We start from the raw sequence: 15068 nt of genomic DNA, 5'->3' as shown, positions 1-15068 counted from the left end.
TTTCAGATCCTCACGGACAATGGGCCTGTGGAGCAACTGACAGCGGCCGAACGCAGCAGGATCGACGGTCCCCGGCGCCCGGTCCCGGCGGACCCGCCGGGCGGACCCGCGGACGAACACGCCAAGCAGGCTGGACTGCGCCGGATGAAGCTGGTGGCGCTGTCCTTCCTGCTCGGGGCGACGGTCATCTTCCTGCTGGCCGGCTGGGCCCAGTCGGCGGGCTGGCCGGGCTGGGTCGGTTACGTGCGCGCCGCGGCCGAGGCCGGCATGGTCGGCGCGCTGGCCGACTGGTTCGCGGTGACCGCGCTGTTCCGGCATCCGTTGCGGCTGAAGATCCCGCACACCGCGATCATCCCGAGCAAGAAGGACGCGCTGGGCTCCAGCCTCGGTGAGTTCGTCGGCTCCAACTTCCTGTCCGAGGCCGTGGTGCGCGACAAGCTGCGCCGGGTGGACATCTCGAAGCGGCTCGGCGGCTGGCTCTCGCAGCCGGAGAACGCGGAGCGGGTCACCGCCGAGCTGTCCACCGTGGTGCGCGGCGCGGTCACCGTGCTCCGGGACGAGGACGTGCAGGCGGTGATGGAGCAGGCCGTGGTGCGCCGGGTGGTGGACCAGCCGTGGGGGCCGCCGCTTGGCAAGCTGCTCGGGCAGGTCTTCGAGGACGGCGCGCACCACAAGCTGGTGGACCTGATGTGCGACCGCGGCTACGAATGGGTGCGCGACAACCACAGCACGATGCTGCGGGTGGTGTCGGACCGGGCGCCGTCCTGGTCGCCGAAGTTCGTGGACGAGATGCTCGCGGACAAGGTCTACGGCGAGGTGCTCTCCTTCGCGTGGGCGGTGAAGACCGACGTGAACCATCCGATGCGGCTCGCGCTGGACAAGTTCCTCGTCGAGTTCGCCGGCGACCTGCAGCACGATCCGGACACGATGGCGCGGGCCGAGCAGGTCAAGATGCAGGTGCTCGAACACGGCGAGGTGCAGAAGCTGATCGGCTCCGCGTGGGCGACCGCGAAGGAGATGCTGCTGACCGCCGCCGAGGACCCGTCCAGCGAGCTGCGCAAGCGGGTCCGAGAGGGCCTGCGCGGCCTCGGCGAGCGGCTGATCTCCGACGACACCCTGCGGTCCAAAGTGGACAACTGGGTAGAGGGTGCGTCGGCCTACGTGGTGCGGAACTACGCCGGCGAGATCACCACGATCATCACCGACACGGTGGAGCGCTGGGACGCCGAGGAGACCTCGCGCAAGATCGAGCTGCAGGTGGGCCGCGACCTCCAGTTCATCCGGATCAACGGCACCGTGGTCGGCGCGCTGGCCGGCCTGGTGATCTACGCGGCGGCGCAGCTGCTGTTCTGACCTGGGGTTTCCCTGGGTAGAGCGCTCCCTCGGACGGGTGTCAGCCCGCCGGGTCGGCAAGATCGGCCACGGCATCCGTCCACAGGCCGGGGTGCCGTCGCTGACCTGCGGTTTCGCGAGGTTGTCCACAGTAGGACGGGTTGTCCACAGATGCCTGTGGGTAACCCCTGGGGACAACGACCGGTGGATGCCGGGATTACGAAGACTGGGTGACGTCCTGGTTGACGGCGCGTTCGCGCCAGGCGCGTGCCTTCTCGCGGTTGCCGCAGACGCGCATCGAGCACCAGGTTCGCGAGCGGTTGCGGGAGTGGTCGTAGAAGGCCCAGCGGCAGTCGTCGGCGGGGCAGATCTTCATCCGCGCCCACTCGCCGCGCACGGCCAGCCTGGTCGCGGCGGCCAGTACCGCGCCGACGGCGTTGGTGGCGACCAGCGTCGGTTCACCGCCGACGAGTCCCACCTGCACGGCGGTGCGCGGCGAGCCGGGCCGGGCGGCCGGGTCGCCGATGGCCGCGCGCAGGCCCTCCCGTGCCGAGCGGGCGGCCGTCAGCGAACCGGGGCCGAGCGCGTGGTCGCGGGCCCAGCGTTGCCAGGAGCCAGGGTCGGCCAGCAGGTCGGTGCCCTCGTCGACGTCGAGGGTGTTCAGGAAGCCGAGCACGAGCGAGACATCGGGGTGCTCGGCCGGCTCTTCGCTCACCTCACCAGTGTAGGACGGACACCGGTTGCGGCCAGGAAAGGTAACCAGCATAATCCAGTCGCTGGTTATGGAGACCGAAGGAGCGAACATGAGTGCGCCCGCGGTACCGACCTTCGGGTCGATCGTGCTGGACTGTCCCGATCCCGACGCCCTCGCGGACTTCTACGCCCGGCTGCTCGAATGGCCGGACGATCCAGAGCCCGGCACGGACTGGGTGAGCCTGACCAACCCGCACGGCGGCGCGAAGCTCGAGTTCCAGCGGGTCGCCGAGTACCAGGCGCCGGAGTGGCCTTCGCAGGCCCGGCCGCAGCAGGCGCATCTCGACCTGACGGTCACCGACCTGGCCGCCGCGCACGAGCGCGCGGTGCGCCTCGGCGCGGTCGTTCTCGACGACCAGGGCCTCATCACCTCGGGCTTCCGGGTGTACGCCGATCCCGCCGGACATCCTTTCTGCCTCTGTGCGTGTTAGCCGTCCCGCGCGCGCCCGGATATGCGTAGGCTGTGATACGTGATTTGTCCGAAGTGCCAGAACGTGTTGCAGACGGTCGACAAGAGCGGCATCCACATCGAGCAGTGCCAAGGTTGCCGCGGCATCTTCCTCGACCACGGGGAGCTGGAGCGGATCGTCGGCGCGGAGAACTCCTACTACGGCCACAAGCCGCCGCCCTACGCGGGCGGTCACGCGCCGACCGCGCACTACGGGCAGGGCGGGCACGGCGACTCCCCGCGTCCCTTCCGCGGCGGCCATGGCGACTCGCCCCGTCCCTTCCGCGGCGGTCACGGTGACTCGCCCCGTCCCTTCCGGGGCGGCTACGGTGACTCGCCGCGGCCATACGGCGGCGGTCATGGTTACGGCGACTCCCCGCGCCCCTACGGCGGGCATGGCGGGCACCGGGGTCACCGCAAGCGCAGCTTCCTCGAGAACCTGTTCGACTGACGCGGTGCTCGATCTGCGCATCTGCCCCGCCTGCGGGGACCGCGCGGACCGGCCGGTGGTCTCCGGCGAGGTGCTGGTCTGCGCGCGCTGCGCGCACCGGTGGCCCTTTCACCGGCTGCCGCTGTTCGCGCTGACCGGGCCGAGTGCGGCCGGCAAGTCCACCGTGGGCCCGATCCTGGCCAGGCGGCTGGCCGGCCGCGCCGTGGTGCTGGAACAGGACGTGCTGTGGACCGCCGGGCTGCGCGACGACGTGGACGGCCATCCGGAGTTCCGCGCGACCTGGCTGCGGATGGCCGCGATGATCCATCAGAACGGCACCCCGGTGGTGCTCTGCGGGACCGTGGTGCCGCCCGAGTTCGAACCGCTGCCGGAGCGGGTCTTCTTCTCGGACATCCACTATCTGGCGCTGGTCGGGGAATCCGCGACGCTGGCCGAACGGCTGCGCGTCCGCCCGCGGTGGCGGGAATGGGACGAGCCGCGAATCGAGGAGATGCTGGAGTTCAACGAATGGCTGCGTTCTTCGGCGGCCACCCTCGATCCGCCGGTCGACCTTTTCGACACCACGGACGCCGGGGTAGGGGACGCGGCGGATTACGCCTATGAATGGATATCTGGCCGACTGGCGTCGTGAGTGAAAAGTGTTGCCCGGACAACACTTTTCACTCACGACGGCGACGGGGGCCGGTAAGCTGATCGGGGGTTGTCCCATCGGCAAAACGCGCGACACCCCGGATTTGTCCGTGGGCGGCGCTACTTTCGATTCATGGAAGACCGCGAACCCACTATCCGCGCCCGCAGGCTCGACTGGGAGGACTCCACCGTTTCCCGTCTGCTGAGCGGAAAACGCGGTGGCGATCCGGTCGAAGTGGCCACCTTCATGGGTGTCTGCAACACCCCGCGCGACGAACGCGAAAGGTTGCTGGGGCTCTGCGAAGGGCGCTCGACACCAGGTTGGCTGCAGCAGTACGGCGACCGCCTGCCCAAACAGGTGCAGACCTTGGTCACTCACGAGGACAAGGCGGTGAGCATCGGCCACTTCCAGATGGTCGTGGTGCACGGCCTGCTGCAAACCGAGGACTACGCGCGAGCGCTGATCTCCGGACAGGCCGATTTGTCGGTAGCTGAGGTCGAAGACCGCGTTCGGGCACGCATGGACCGGAAATGCCTGTTCTCCAAGGAACACCGACCACAGTTCTCGTTCCTCTTGGAAGAATTCGTTCTTTGGCGGTGCGTGGGCAGTACCGAGATCATGTCGGAGCAGTTGCACCACCTGCTCAGGATGTCCGTCCGTCCCTACATCTCGCTACGAGTGGTACCGGCCGGTGTCGGCGTGCATGCCGGTCTGGCCGGACCCTTCACCTTGCTGGACTTCAACGAGGTCAGGCCGGTCGTTTATCTGGACAGTGAGACCTCTTGCCTGTTCCTGGAGACGCACCAGGAAATAGCGTCGTACCGCCGTGTCCTGGGCAAGCTGGCGGTTGTAGCGCTCGATGAGCCACAATCGAGGGAGTTGATTGCCGCCGCGGCAACTGATCGCTACACCTAGCTGGAGGACCACCATGGGCGCCCCGGAGCTGCGTACTGTCTGGCGCAAGAGCAGCTACAGCGCCAATGGCGGAACCTGCGTCGAGGTGGGCTTCCAGCTGCGTGGGGTGCTGGTCAGGGACACCAAGGATCGTGCCGGCGGCACGTTGTCGTTCGGTTCGGCCGAATGGCGGATGTTCTTGACGGAGTGCGTCCCGGCGCGGTGAATGGCCGCCGCCATTGGCTCGCCCGAAGGTGAACCACGTGCTGCCCGAGCGGTGCGCCTCTTGGCCGCTTCCCGCGTCGAAACCCTGTGCCAGGTTTATGAGGTTCCAGGTCAACGGGTTTCGAACCAGGGGAGTTTCGAACGATATGGTCAAGATCAAACATTGTCTCGGAGTTGTCGCGGCTGCTGCGGCGCTTCTTTTCGCCTCGGGTACCGCCACCGCGGCTCCGGCCGACCGATCCGTGGCCCCGGCCGCCGACCAGTACTACGAGATCAGGACCCAGCTCAACCAGAAGTGCCTGGACGTCCGCGGCGGCAACAACGCCGACCTGACGCCGGTGGTCATGTGGGACTGCTGGGGCCCGGCCAACCAGAAGTGGCGACTCGTCGATGTGGGCAGCGGCTATTACGAGATCCGCCCGCTCAACAGCCAGAAGTGCCTGGATGTGGAGGGTGAAGGCCACGACCAGGGCGCTCCGGCCATGCAGTGGAGCTGCTGGGGTGGCGCCAAGCAGCACTGGCGGCTCGCTGACGTGGGCAACGGCTATTACGAGATCAGATCCCAGCTCAACCAGAAATGCCTCGACATCGCGGGCGAGGGACACGACCTCGGTGCTCGCGCGATGATCTGGGACTGCTGGGGCGGCGCCAAGCAGCATTGGCGGCTCGCGCCGATCAACCCGTAATTTCCGGTAGACGATAATCGCCTTGAACCGGTCCCGCCGGGGCCGGTTCAAGGCTTTACTCGGATTTCAGGTTCAGAATTGCGGTACCGTCGGTGATATTCTTGACCGTCACCATTTGTTTGATGTACATACCGAGGATATCTTCCGGTTCTCCCGAGCATGATGTGACAGCCAGCCCGCTGGCGTTGTTCCCTTGGAAGGCAGTCGTGCAGCCCGTCTCGATGGTGGTGCTGAGACTGGGGCCGGCGGGGAGGGCCATGCTCACCTCAACGCTGTCGGCGCTCACCTTCTGCACCGTAAAGGGACCGGCGTCGATCGGAGAATCGGACAACGTGATCGTGACCGGATTGGACACGGCGACCTCACAGTCACCACCCGAACAGGCGTCGTAGTTCGTACCGTCCTGTGCGCTCGGCTGGATCGAGGTCGGGACGGACTCGGCCGCCGAGCTGCTGGTTGGGGGACTGGTTGAGCTCTTCGAGGCTGTGTCCGGCGCGCTTGCGTCACCCACCTCTGCGCTGCCGCAGCCCGCCAAGGCACCTGTCGTCATGAGCGCACATACCGTGGCAGCTAGGCGCCGGAATGTCACAGTCGTCATGTCGCGATGATGCAGCACCGCACAGGGACCGGTCCCAACCAGGAAGACGGCGACCGGCGGCGTTCGGGGCTAGTCGGTCGGTCTGATCGCGGCGTACAGGAGCATGTCCACCCGCTTGCCGCCGATCTCCTGATGGCTGCGAAGGAGGCCCTCGTGCGCATATCCCGCAACTTCAGCCGAACGCATGGAGGCGACATTCCACGGCTCTATATACAGCTCGATGCGATACAGCTCCGGGATGGACCAGGCAAACCGCGTCAGCGCGGTGAGCGCCTGGCCCGCGACCCCGCGGCCCCGCGCACGAGGCGCGACGGAGTACCCCGCTGTCGCCCGGCCCGCGGCGATGGGTGCGAGGTGCAGCCCGGCCGTCCCCAGCGCGTCGCCGGTGTCCTTGTCCGCCACGCAGAAGGAGTAACCAGCTCCGGTGTCGAGCCGGCCGAGCTGTCGTTCGATGTACGCGAGAGCGTCCTCACGGCTGGCGTTGCCCGGGAGCGAGCCGATCTTCGGCACGTACGAATCAGTCGACAGGTTCATCACCATGTCCACATCGCAATCCTCAAAAGCTCGCAGCCGCACGTGCCCGAATGTCGGAGCGGTTGACGGCATCACGAACCGGGCAGAATTCATGCAGACGAGGCTAGTGCAGGGTCTCGCCGCTCGTGGCAGGTCGATCTTGCGTGACCTGGGCGTTCTCGGTTGTCTCACGGTGACGTCACCAATGATCAGTCTCAAACTCTTGGCATTTCCTCGGCTAGGGCAAGAAATCAGTGGGTGCCGACTGTGACGACTGCTTCCGCCGGATCACCGCGACGCGATTCTCCTCCGAGAGCCTGTCGCAGCGTCAGGCCCGGCTCACCTTCGACCATCCGGTACAGCCTTCGTCGTCTCGCCAGCGGCGACTGGATCGGCAAACGAAGAAATCCGCTAGCTTCACACTTTGTAGACGTGGCTGATGGCGCTGCTGACCGGAGGAATCGACGATGTCACTCGCGGGCGAGCTGGTCACCGAGACCTTCGAGTACGACGGAGGTCGCCAGGTCACGGTCTACGTCCCGGCGGATCGGCCCGAGGCGGTGGTGTTCGCCGGTGACGGCGAGTTGATCGCACAATGGGGTGGTGACCTTGAGGCCGCGGACGTACCGTCCACGGCGATCATCGGTGTGCACCGCCCCGCCGATGAGACCCTGCGGCTCCGCGAATACTCGCCGGGCTTCGAGCCGGAGCGGTTCTCGGCGCACGAGAGGTTTTTCGGCGAGGACGTCGGCCAATGGGCGCGATCGCGGTTCGGAGTGGCCCTGCCCGCCGAGCGCACCGCGGTGTGCGGTGTCTCGGCCGGCGGAGAGCTGGCGTTGGCCATGGGGCTTCAGCATCCGGACGTCTACGGTACGGTCTTATGCGCCTCCCCTGGTGGGGGCTATCGGCCACCTGCGGCCATGCCGAGTTCGCTTCCGCGCACGTACCTCGTCGCCGGCACGCTGGAGCCGTTCTTCCTCCGGAACGCGACCCGGTGGGCGGACGCGCTGCGCGATGCAGGGGCGGACGTCATGTTGAACGAGCGGGTCGGATCGCACGGCGACGCATTCTGGCGCGAAGAGTTCCCGCTGATGGTGGCGTGGGCGTTTGGACGATGAAGAAGTTGGCCGGTGGTCTGGCGTCGCTGCCAACTTACTGAGGCTCCGCAAGCTCCACTGAGAACGGACAGCCAGTCTCATACCTGAGGTCCTACTGCCAGCGGCCAGCGGTGGTCGTGGCCGTCCAGCCAGAACTCCTGTGATTCCGGGGTGACGGTGAGGCCGAAGTGTTCTCGGCTGGGTTCGCCGAGCGCTTTCCAGTCCTGGTAGGCGGATTCCACCAGGTCCCACAGCCGTTGTTCGCCGCCCTGCCGTACTGCGTACCGGCCGTCGGCGGCGGTGTGGCTGACCCAGGAACCGTCCGGATGCACCAGCACGGTGGACTCGGGGTCCGCCGGGTCGTAGGTGGCCGCCACCTGCGGCAGCGCCAGCCCGGCGAAGAACTCGAACCGGCTGGACGGGTTGAGCACGGCCGAGATCGGCAGCGAAGTCCTTTGCTCCGCCCCGTTTCCGGCCGGGAGCACGGCGGGCGGATCGGCAAGGCGGTGCGCGCGCAGCGGCATGAAGCGGCCGTCACGGGCCAGCACCCGGCCCCGCCCGGTGGCGCCCTCGCCCGCGGTCAGCCGGACCAGCCCGGCGCCGATCGGCCGGTTCAGCGTGGTGACCACCAGCCCGCCGGGCACCGTCTGGGCCAGCCAGTCCGGCGGGATCGCCGAAACCGAGCAGGTGCACAGCACCCGGTCGTACGGGGCGTTCGCGGGCAGTCCCCGTTCCCCGTCGGCGACCTGGCAGTCGGGGTGGAAACCGTGCTCGGCCAGTGCCGCGCCGGCGGAGGCCACCAGGCTCGGGTCGATGTCCACTGTGGACACGTTTGTCGAACCGAGCAGATGGCAGAGCAGTGCCGCGTTGTAGCCGGTGCCGGTGCCCACCTCCAGCACCCGGTTTCCGGTCTCCACCAGCAGCTCCTCCAGCATGATGGCCATGATCGCCGGCATGCTGGACGAGCAGGTCGGCGTGCCGGGCAACGGGCCGCGCAGGCGCGCGTCCTGCCAGGCGGACGGGTCGTCGTCGAGCTGGGTGACCAGTACCCGGTCGGTGTAGATCCGGTCCAGCCAGTCGTCGTCCCCGGCCGCGACCGCCCGCCATAGCCCGTTCTCCGGCACGAAGAACCGGGGCAGGAACGGGTGTCTCGGCACCTTGCGGAACGTGTCGATCCACCGGGGGTCGGTCAGCGCCCCGTCCCGCCGCAAGGCGTCCACGAGCCGCCGCCGTCGCGTGGCCGTACCCATTTTCCCACCGTAACCGGTGACTCAAGACACACCCGATGGTTGCAAGCAGAGTGCTTGCAACTGCTAGCACTCGCGCGTACCGTTGGTCTTGTCGCGAGGAGGTGACCGAATGGCAGCACCGGATGAGGCCGCGAAAACGTCGGAACCGTCGGCGGGTCCGATGGAAAAGGTTGCCGACATAGCCTCCGACATCGGCGAGTACATCCGTCAGCAACGCAGCAACGCGAAGATCTCGTTGCGGCAGCTGTCGAAACTGGCCGGGGTGTCCAATCCGTACCTGAGTCAGATCGAACGTGGCGTGCGCAGGCCCAGTGCGGAGATCCTGCAGCAGATCGCCAAGGGACTGCGGATATCGGCGGAAGCGCTGTATGTGCAGGCCGGCATTCTCGACCTGCCCACCGGCGGGCCGGTCCCGGACTCGATCCGGGCCGATACCGAGCTGACCGAGCGGCAGAAGCAGGTGCTGCTCGACGTCTACGAGTCCTTCCGCCGGGAGAACCAGGCGGCCCACCAGAACGAAACCCCAGTAGAACCCCCAGCCGAGCGGCCGGACAGCGCCGCCGCGTTAAGGAGTGAACCAGCATGACCACCCCCAGGAACGATGACGTCCGCAAGGCCGTGAACAGCGCGGTCGAGCAGGTCCGCACCCCGCTGCTGGCCGTGCTCGGCGCCGGCAACCTGGCCAGCCAGGCCGTCGCGGACGCGGTGAGCAAGGCCAAGGACCGGGTCACCGAGAGCAGCGAGTCCGCCCGCAAGAACCTCGAAGAGCTGCCCACCGACGTGGACAGCCTGCGCGAGAAGCTGGACCCGGCGGAGCTGCGCAAGGTCATCGACGAGTACACCGACGCGGCCGTGAAGCTGTACAACAAACTGGCCGAGTCGGGCGAGCAGGCCTGGGACAAGATCGCCGCCCAGCCGCAGGTGAAGAAGGCCCTCGAGCAGCTGGAGGACGCGCTTCGCACCGCGCAGGACCGGGTGGACGACGTCACCACCGAGGCCCGCGGCCGGGTGGACGACGTGCTCGGCAAGGTCACCAAGCGCACCCGCTCGGTCGGCGAGAAGACCGCCAACCGGGTGACCGAGGTCGCCGGTGAGGTGGCCGAGAAGGTCGAGGAGATCGGCGACGACGTGGCGCACGAGACCCGCAGCGCCAGCCGCAAGGCCGCCAACAAGACGGCCCCGCGCGCGGCCAGCACCACCCGCCGCTCCACCACCAGCAGCACGACCCCGGCGGCCAAGAAGCCGGCCAACGGTTCCAAGCCCGCCAAGTAGACGGCGGCCGTGAAGGGCCCGGCACCTGCTCCAGGTGCCGGGCCCTGAATGTGTCCTCCCGCTGACGTAGGCTGGTGGCGTGCCGCTCATCGCGCAGTGGATCTGCATCGCCATCGACTGGGCCGGGACGCTGGCTGGGGTCTTTGCGTTCGTGCATGCCCTCACGCAGCGTCCGGACGCCTACACCGTCGCCGACCGCAAGACCAAGCCGATCTGGGCGGCCATCACCGGTGGCAGCACCGTGGTGCTCGGTTTCGCCGGGTTCTACGGCACCGGCCAGATCTTCTGGCTGGTCGCCATCATCGCCGTGCTGGTCTACCTGGTGGACGTCCGGCCGAAGCTGATCGAGGTCCAGCGCGGCGGCCGGAGCTGGTAGCTAACCTGGTGCGGTGAGCATCTGGACCATTGCCGGCACGCTGACCGTCGAGCCCGCCGCCCAGCGCACCGACCTGCTGGCCGAACCCGTGGCCAAGGCGCTGGCCGCGCTCGGCCGGGATGACCTTGGCGACGAGGTGGGCGTCGCAGCTATCGACCCCGAACTGGCCGACACCGCGGAATTCTGCGCCGCGTACTCCTCGCCGCTGACCGCCTCCGCGAACTGCGTGGTGGTGGCCGGCAAGCGCGCCGGCGAGTTGCGTTACGCGGCCGCGCTGGTGCTCGCCACCACCCGCGCCGACGTGAACGGTGCGATCAAGCGTCGGCTGGACGTGCGCAAGGCGTCCTTCGCGCCGATGGCCGAGGCCGTCGAGCTGACCGGGATGGAGTACGGCGGGATCACCCCGGTCGGGCTGCCGGCGGACTGGCCGCTGCTGGTGGACAAGGCCGTGGCGGACTCGCCCGAGCTGATCATCGGCAGCGGGATCCGTGGCAGCAAACTGCTGGTCACCGGGTCGCTGCTGGCCGCGCTGCCCGGCGCCGAAGTGATCGAGGACCTGGCAAGGCCGGCCGGATGACCAGCGTTTGGATGCGGTACCTCTCCGGTGCCGACATCGACTCGCTTGGCGTGACCGACGCGGACATCGTGGCCGCGGTGGAGGACGTGCTGGCCGATCACGGCCGCGGCCGGGTCGTCTTCGAGCCGCGCACCCACCTGGTGCCGGACAACGGCGGCAAGGGCCACTTCAACGTGCTGCGGGGCCACCTGTCGGACAAGCAGGTCAGCGGCGTCAAGGTGGTCGGCGACTTCGTGGCCAACTTCGAACGCGGGCTGCCCAGCGAGATGGCGCTGATCCTGCTGCTCGACCCGGACACCGGGATGCCGATGGCGATCGTGGACGGCACCATGATCACCGACGCGCGCACCGGTGCGATGACCGCGGTCGGCGCCAAGTACCTGGCGCGCCGGGATTCGCGGGTGCTCGGGCACATCGGCGCCAGGGGCACCGCATGGTGGAACGTGGTGCTGCTGGACTCGATCTTCGACTTCGCCGAGATCAGGGTGACCAGCAGGCGGGCCGAGTCGCGGGAGCCGTTCGCGCGGCGGCTGTCCGAGCACCTCGGCAAGCCGGTGCGCGCGGTGGACAGTGCGGCCGAGGCGCTGGACGGCGCCGACATCATGGTCGAGGCGTCCCGGCTCACCGAGCCGCAACCGCTGGTGCGCAAGGATTATCTGCGGCCCGGCTCGTTTCTGGTGCCCTACGGCACGATCAGCGCGCTGGAGCTGGACCTGCTGGACGCGGTGGACAAGGTCGTGGTGGACGACTGGCGCGAGTCCCGCTCCGGGCATTCGCGGTTCGGCGCGCTGCGGCCGCAGCTGGACGCCGGGCTGCTCACCGAGCAGCGGGTGCACGCCGAGATCGGGGACGTGGTGGCCGGCAACCGTCCCGGCCGGGAGCACGAGCGCGAGCGGATCCTGTTCTGGCACCGCGGACTGTCCACAACGGACTTGGCGGTGGCGCACATGATCCTGCGCCGGGCGGAGGACGCGGACGTCGGCACGATGCTGCCGTACCGGTGATCACCGAGCCGGGCCGGCTCGACGCGGCCATGGTGCGCGCGGTCGCGGACGGCGCGCCGGTCGAAGTGTCGCCGGAGCTGCTGGCGTCGGTGGCGGCGAACCGGGAGCGGGTCCTCGAAGCGCTGCTGACCGCGCGACGGCCGGTCTACGGGGTGAACACCGGGATGGGGCGGCTGGCCGGTACCCGGCTGACCGAGGAGCAGCAGTCGGGGCACCAGGCGCGGCTGCTCGCCGGGCGCGCGGTGGGCGGGCCGCCGTGGCTGCCGGAGCGGGACGTGCGCGCGCTGCTCGCGGTCCGGCTGCGGGACCTGCTGATGCCGGAGACCGGCGTCAGCGCGGAAGTGGTGGCTTATCTGGTGGACCGGCTGAACGACGGGTTCTGCCCGGCGGTGCCGGCCGGTGGGCTCGGTTCGGCCGGCGAGATCATCCCGCTGTCGCACGCTTTTCAGACCTTGCTGGGGATGGGGGTGGTGCTCGAAGGCGGGGTGGAGACGCCGGCGGCCGAGGCGCTCGCGAAGCGGGGCGTCGAGCCGTATGTGCCCGGGCCGAAGGAGGGCGTGGCCCTCTTGCAGGGCTCGCCGATGGCCGTCACGCATGCCGTGCTGCGCGGGGCGGAAGCGCTGCGGGCCGCGGATCTGCAGCTGCTCTGCGCCGCGATGGCGATCGACGTGCTGGGGGCGCCCAGGGGCGGCTACCGGCCGGCGCTGGCCGGTCCGGACGAGGTGCTGGCCGGCGTGCTCGGCGAGGTGCGTGAGCTGACTGACGGCGGTTCGGAGCGGGCCGAGCTGGTGCAGGCGCCGGTTTCGGTACGGGTAGGCCCGCAAGCGCTTGCGCACACCAGGCGCGTGCTCGCTGAGCTGGCTTCCGCCGCCGACGCGATGCTGGCCGCACCGACCGACTCGCCCGCGTTCGTCGACGGCGAGTTCGTGTCCACCGCCGGTTTCCACGCGGTCGCCCTCGGCCTGCGGATGGACTCGGTGACCGCCGCGCTGGTGCACCTCGGCGAGATCGGCGTGCAGCGCCTGCACCGGCTGCTGGACGAGCGGTTCAGCGGGCTGCCGGCCCAGCTCGCCGCCGAGCCGGGACACGCCGGGCTGGTGCCGTTGCACAAGCGCGCGGCCGGCGAGCTGCACGCGTTGCGCCGCCTTGCCGCTCCGGCGACCCTGGGCTCGATCGACACTTCCGCAGGTCAGGAGGATGTGCAAGCGTTTGCGGGCGCGGCCGGTGAGCAGCTCCGCACGGCCGTGGAGCACCTGCTGGCGATCAGCGCCTGCGAGCTCATCGGCTACTCCCAGGCGCACGCGCTGCGCGGCCTTCCCGGCGCTCCCGCTCTTCGCCCCGCTTATCGCTCGGTGGCTTCGCTCGTCCCTCCGGTCCTCGCCGACCGCCCCCTCGCTCCCGACCTCCGCCGCCTCGTCGCCGCAGTCCGTGAAGGCCACCTTGCCTACGTTGAAGGTAGGCAAGGTGGCCTTCACGGACAGGGACGTGAGGGGAAGGGCTAGAGGCCGAGGGTTTCGCCGCGGCGGACGTGGGCCTGGGCGGTGAGGCCGCGAGGTACGGCGAAGCGGGTGATGAGCGTGAAGGCGCCTTCGCAGAGCAGCGCCAGGATGATCACCGCGATCCCGCCGGCCAGGATCTCGCCGTAGCCGGTGGCGCCCTGGGCGAAACCGTCCACGATGTAGCGGCCGAGTCCGCCGCCGTCGTTCACGATCGCGCCGATCGCCACGGTGGCCACCAGCTGGGTGAACGCGACCCGCGCACCGGCCAGCAGCACCGGCAGCGCCAATGGAAGCTCGATCCGCAGCATGATCTGCGCCTCGGTGTGCCCGGTGCCGCGCGCGGCGTCCACGGTGTCCTGCTCCAGCGACGTCACCCCGGCGTAGGTGTTGGTGAACAGCGGCGGCAGCGCGAGCGCGACCAGCGCGAGCAGCAGCGGCCAGAACGCGGTGCTGAACTCCCACCGGCTGGCCAGGAACCAGAACAGGATGATCAGCCCGAAGCTCGGGATCGCCCTGCCGATGTTCACCGCGCTGCTGGCCAGGAACGCGGCCCGCCGGTAGTGCGCCAGCCACAGCGCGAGCGGAATGGTGAGCACCGCGGCGATCACCAGCGCCAGCACCGAAAAGCCAAGGTGTTCCATGGTGCGGTAGGGGATCCCGGCCGGGTCGGTCCAGCTCCAGCGGTTCGGCTCGGCCAGCCAGTCCCCGGTCTGGTCGATGATCGACATCAGGACCTCGCCTTCCTTGCCCACGGGGCGAGCGCGCGTTCGCTGAGCCAGAGCAGCAGGTCGACCAGCACCGCGAGCAGGATGGACAGCACGATGCCGACGATGATCGCGGTCGGGTTCGGGGTGCTGGTCTGGATGCCCTGCCGGATGAAGAAGCCCAGCCCGCCCATGCCCAGCATGGAGGTCACGGTGACCAGCCCGATGGTGGTCACCGCGGCCACCCGCAGCCCGGCGATCACCACCGGCAGCGCCAGCGGCAGCTCCACCTGCAGCAGCAGCCTGCCCCTGGTGAACCCCATCCCGATCGCGGCTTCGCGCACTTCGCCTGGCACCTGCTGGATGCCGGTGACTATGTTGCGCACCAGGATCAGCACCGTGTATGTCGCAAGTGGAATGACCGCGCTGGTGAAGGACAGCCCGAAGAACGGGACCAGCAAGGCGTACGCGCCGAGGCTGGGGATCACGTAGAGCGCGCCGGCCGCGCCGAGGGCCATCGGGTAGAACCACCGCCAGCGCAGCGAAAGCATGGACAGCCCGATGGACAGCACCAGCCCGGCGCCGAGCGCGACCGCGGTGAGTGACACGTGCTCACCGAGCCTGGCGATGATGTTGTCCGCGTTGCGTTCCACCCAGCGCCACTCGAAGATCGGCCTGCCGCCTTGGGCCATCAGGAACTCCCGCACCGCGTGAGTGTACGGCGGCCGAGGACGGATTTCGGAAAGTGAGACGTTTTC

Annotated in this window: 20 protein-coding genes; 14 read left to right on the top strand and 6 right to left on the bottom strand. The window is 68.9% G+C overall.

The window, feature by feature from the left end; translation table 11 throughout:
- The first annotated feature begins 27 nt into the window (after nt 1–27).
- Complete coding sequence (locus AMYNI_RS0114010) at nt 28–1353, top strand: DUF445 domain-containing protein (RefSeq protein ID WP_020668649.1); 1326 nt, start codon at nt 28–30, stop codon at nt 1351–1353.
- Between the two features lie 196 nt (nt 1354–1549).
- Here the strand turns inward: AMYNI_RS0114010 and AMYNI_RS0114005 are convergent, their stop codons facing one another.
- Nucleotides 1550–2047: a CGNR zinc finger domain-containing protein gene (locus tag AMYNI_RS0114005; RefSeq protein ID WP_020668648.1), complete on the bottom strand. Its 498-nt coding sequence runs from the start codon at nt 2045–2047 to the stop codon at nt 1550–1552.
- A gap of 88 nt (nt 2048–2135) precedes the next feature.
- Here AMYNI_RS0114005 and AMYNI_RS0114000 point away from each other — a divergent pair, with 88 nt between their 5' ends.
- The 6 genes from AMYNI_RS0114000 to AMYNI_RS0113975 all read left to right on the top strand — a co-directional run bounded on the left by AMYNI_RS0114000 (nt 2136) and on the right by AMYNI_RS0113975 (nt 5420).
- On the top strand, nt 2136–2516 hold the full coding sequence (locus tag AMYNI_RS0114000; RefSeq protein WP_026360440.1) for a VOC family protein: 381 nt from the start codon (nt 2136–2138) through the stop codon (nt 2514–2516).
- A 39-nt stretch (nt 2517–2555) separates the two neighbouring features.
- On the top strand, nt 2556–2984 hold the full coding sequence (locus tag AMYNI_RS0113995) for a TFIIB-type zinc ribbon-containing protein (RefSeq protein ID WP_084628369.1): 429 nt from the start codon (nt 2556–2558) through the stop codon (nt 2982–2984).
- A gap of 4 nt (nt 2985–2988) precedes the next feature.
- Nucleotides 2989–3615, top strand: coding sequence for an AAA family ATPase (locus AMYNI_RS0113990; RefSeq protein ID WP_020668645.1), 627 nt, complete (start codon nt 2989–2991; stop codon nt 3613–3615).
- Between the two features lie 132 nt (nt 3616–3747).
- Complete coding sequence (locus AMYNI_RS44495; RefSeq protein ID WP_020668644.1) at nt 3748–4530, top strand: DUF5753 domain-containing protein; 783 nt, start codon at nt 3748–3750, stop codon at nt 4528–4530.
- A 13-nt stretch (nt 4531–4543) separates the two neighbouring features.
- Nucleotides 4544–4735 (top strand): DUF397 domain-containing protein, encoded by a 192-nt coding sequence (locus AMYNI_RS0113980; protein ID WP_020668643.1) that lies wholly within the window; start codon nt 4544–4546, stop codon nt 4733–4735.
- A 145-nt stretch (nt 4736–4880) separates the two neighbouring features.
- Nucleotides 4881–5420: an RICIN domain-containing protein gene (locus AMYNI_RS0113975; protein WP_084628368.1), complete on the top strand. Its 540-nt coding sequence runs from the start codon at nt 4881–4883 to the stop codon at nt 5418–5420.
- A 55-nt stretch (nt 5421–5475) separates the two neighbouring features.
- On the opposite strand, the gene AMYNI_RS47205 is transcribed toward AMYNI_RS0113975, so the two are convergent.
- Both AMYNI_RS47205 and AMYNI_RS0113965 read right to left on the bottom strand, forming a co-directional pair.
- Nucleotides 5476–6018 carry a hypothetical protein gene (locus AMYNI_RS47205; protein WP_157357351.1) on the bottom strand — a complete coding sequence of 181 codons (543 nt, stop codon included), beginning with the start codon at nt 6016–6018 and terminating at the stop codon, nt 5476–5478.
- Nucleotides 6019–6087: 69 nt separating this feature from the next.
- Nucleotides 6088–6645 (bottom strand): GNAT family N-acetyltransferase, encoded by a 558-nt coding sequence (locus AMYNI_RS0113965; RefSeq protein ID WP_026360438.1) that lies wholly within the window; start codon nt 6643–6645, stop codon nt 6088–6090.
- A gap of 353 nt (nt 6646–6998) precedes the next feature.
- Between AMYNI_RS0113965 and AMYNI_RS0113960 the strand changes: the two genes are divergently transcribed.
- Complete coding sequence (locus AMYNI_RS0113960; RefSeq protein WP_020668639.1) at nt 6999–7649, top strand: alpha/beta hydrolase; 651 nt, start codon at nt 6999–7001, stop codon at nt 7647–7649.
- 77 nt (nt 7650–7726) lie between these two features.
- Here the strand turns inward: AMYNI_RS0113960 and tgmC are convergent, their stop codons facing one another.
- Nucleotides 7727–8878, bottom strand: coding sequence for an ATP-grasp peptide maturase system methyltransferase (gene tgmC / locus AMYNI_RS0113955; protein WP_026360437.1), 1152 nt, complete (start codon nt 8876–8878; stop codon nt 7727–7729).
- A 160-nt stretch (nt 8879–9038) separates the two neighbouring features.
- Between tgmC and AMYNI_RS0113950 the strand changes: the two genes are divergently transcribed.
- From AMYNI_RS0113950 to AMYNI_RS0113925, 6 genes are all read left to right on the top strand, one after another.
- Nucleotides 9039–9464: a helix-turn-helix domain-containing protein gene (locus AMYNI_RS0113950; protein ID WP_026360436.1), complete on the top strand. Its 426-nt coding sequence runs from the start codon at nt 9039–9041 to the stop codon at nt 9462–9464.
- Nucleotides 9461–10150 (top strand): membrane protein, encoded by a 690-nt coding sequence (locus tag AMYNI_RS0113945; protein ID WP_020668636.1) that lies wholly within the window; start codon nt 9461–9463, stop codon nt 10148–10150. The genes AMYNI_RS0113950 and AMYNI_RS0113945 overlap by 4 nt, the downstream gene beginning before the upstream one ends.
- 79 nt (nt 10151–10229) lie before the next feature.
- A complete protein-coding gene (locus AMYNI_RS0113940; RefSeq protein WP_020668635.1) occupies nt 10230–10526 on the top strand; it encodes a DUF2516 family protein in 297 nt (98 codons plus the stop codon).
- Between the two features lie 13 nt (nt 10527–10539).
- Nucleotides 10540–11103 (top strand): YbaK/EbsC family protein, encoded by a 564-nt coding sequence (locus AMYNI_RS0113935; RefSeq protein WP_020668634.1) that lies wholly within the window; start codon nt 10540–10542, stop codon nt 11101–11103.
- The gene (locus AMYNI_RS0113930) at nt 11100–12107 is read left to right on the top strand and encodes an ornithine cyclodeaminase family protein (RefSeq protein WP_020668633.1); all 1008 of its coding nucleotides are present in this window, start codon (nt 11100–11102) and stop codon (nt 12105–12107) included. Before AMYNI_RS0113935 ends, AMYNI_RS0113930 begins: the two co-directional genes overlap by 4 nt.
- Nucleotides 12108–12136: 29 nt before the next feature.
- Entirely contained in the window at nt 12137–13609 is a 1473-nt protein-coding gene (locus AMYNI_RS0113925; protein ID WP_040406844.1) for an aromatic amino acid lyase, read from the top strand.
- Here AMYNI_RS0113925 and AMYNI_RS0113920 read toward each other — a convergent pair.
- Together AMYNI_RS0113920 and AMYNI_RS0113915 are read right to left on the bottom strand one after the other, a co-directional pair.
- Nucleotides 13606–14334: an ABC transporter permease gene (locus AMYNI_RS0113920; RefSeq protein ID WP_026360435.1), complete on the bottom strand. Its 729-nt coding sequence runs from the start codon at nt 14332–14334 to the stop codon at nt 13606–13608. The two genes, AMYNI_RS0113925 and AMYNI_RS0113920, sit on opposite strands and share 4 nt — an antisense overlap.
- Nucleotides 14334–15002 carry an ABC transporter permease gene (locus tag AMYNI_RS0113915; RefSeq protein WP_051116500.1) on the bottom strand — a complete coding sequence of 223 codons (669 nt, stop codon included), beginning with the start codon at nt 15000–15002 and terminating at the stop codon, nt 14334–14336. The genes AMYNI_RS0113920 and AMYNI_RS0113915 overlap by 1 nt, the downstream gene beginning before the upstream one ends.
- Nucleotides 15003–15068: the final 66 nt, after the last annotated feature.

Origin of the sequence: Amycolatopsis nigrescens CSC17Ta-90 (assembly GCF_000384315.1) — a bacterium.
Lineage (GTDB): Bacteria > Actinomycetota > Actinomycetes > Mycobacteriales > Pseudonocardiaceae > Amycolatopsis > Amycolatopsis nigrescens.
Note: the sequence above shows the minus strand (reverse complement) of the source record. Positions and strands in the feature narration are given on the sequence as shown.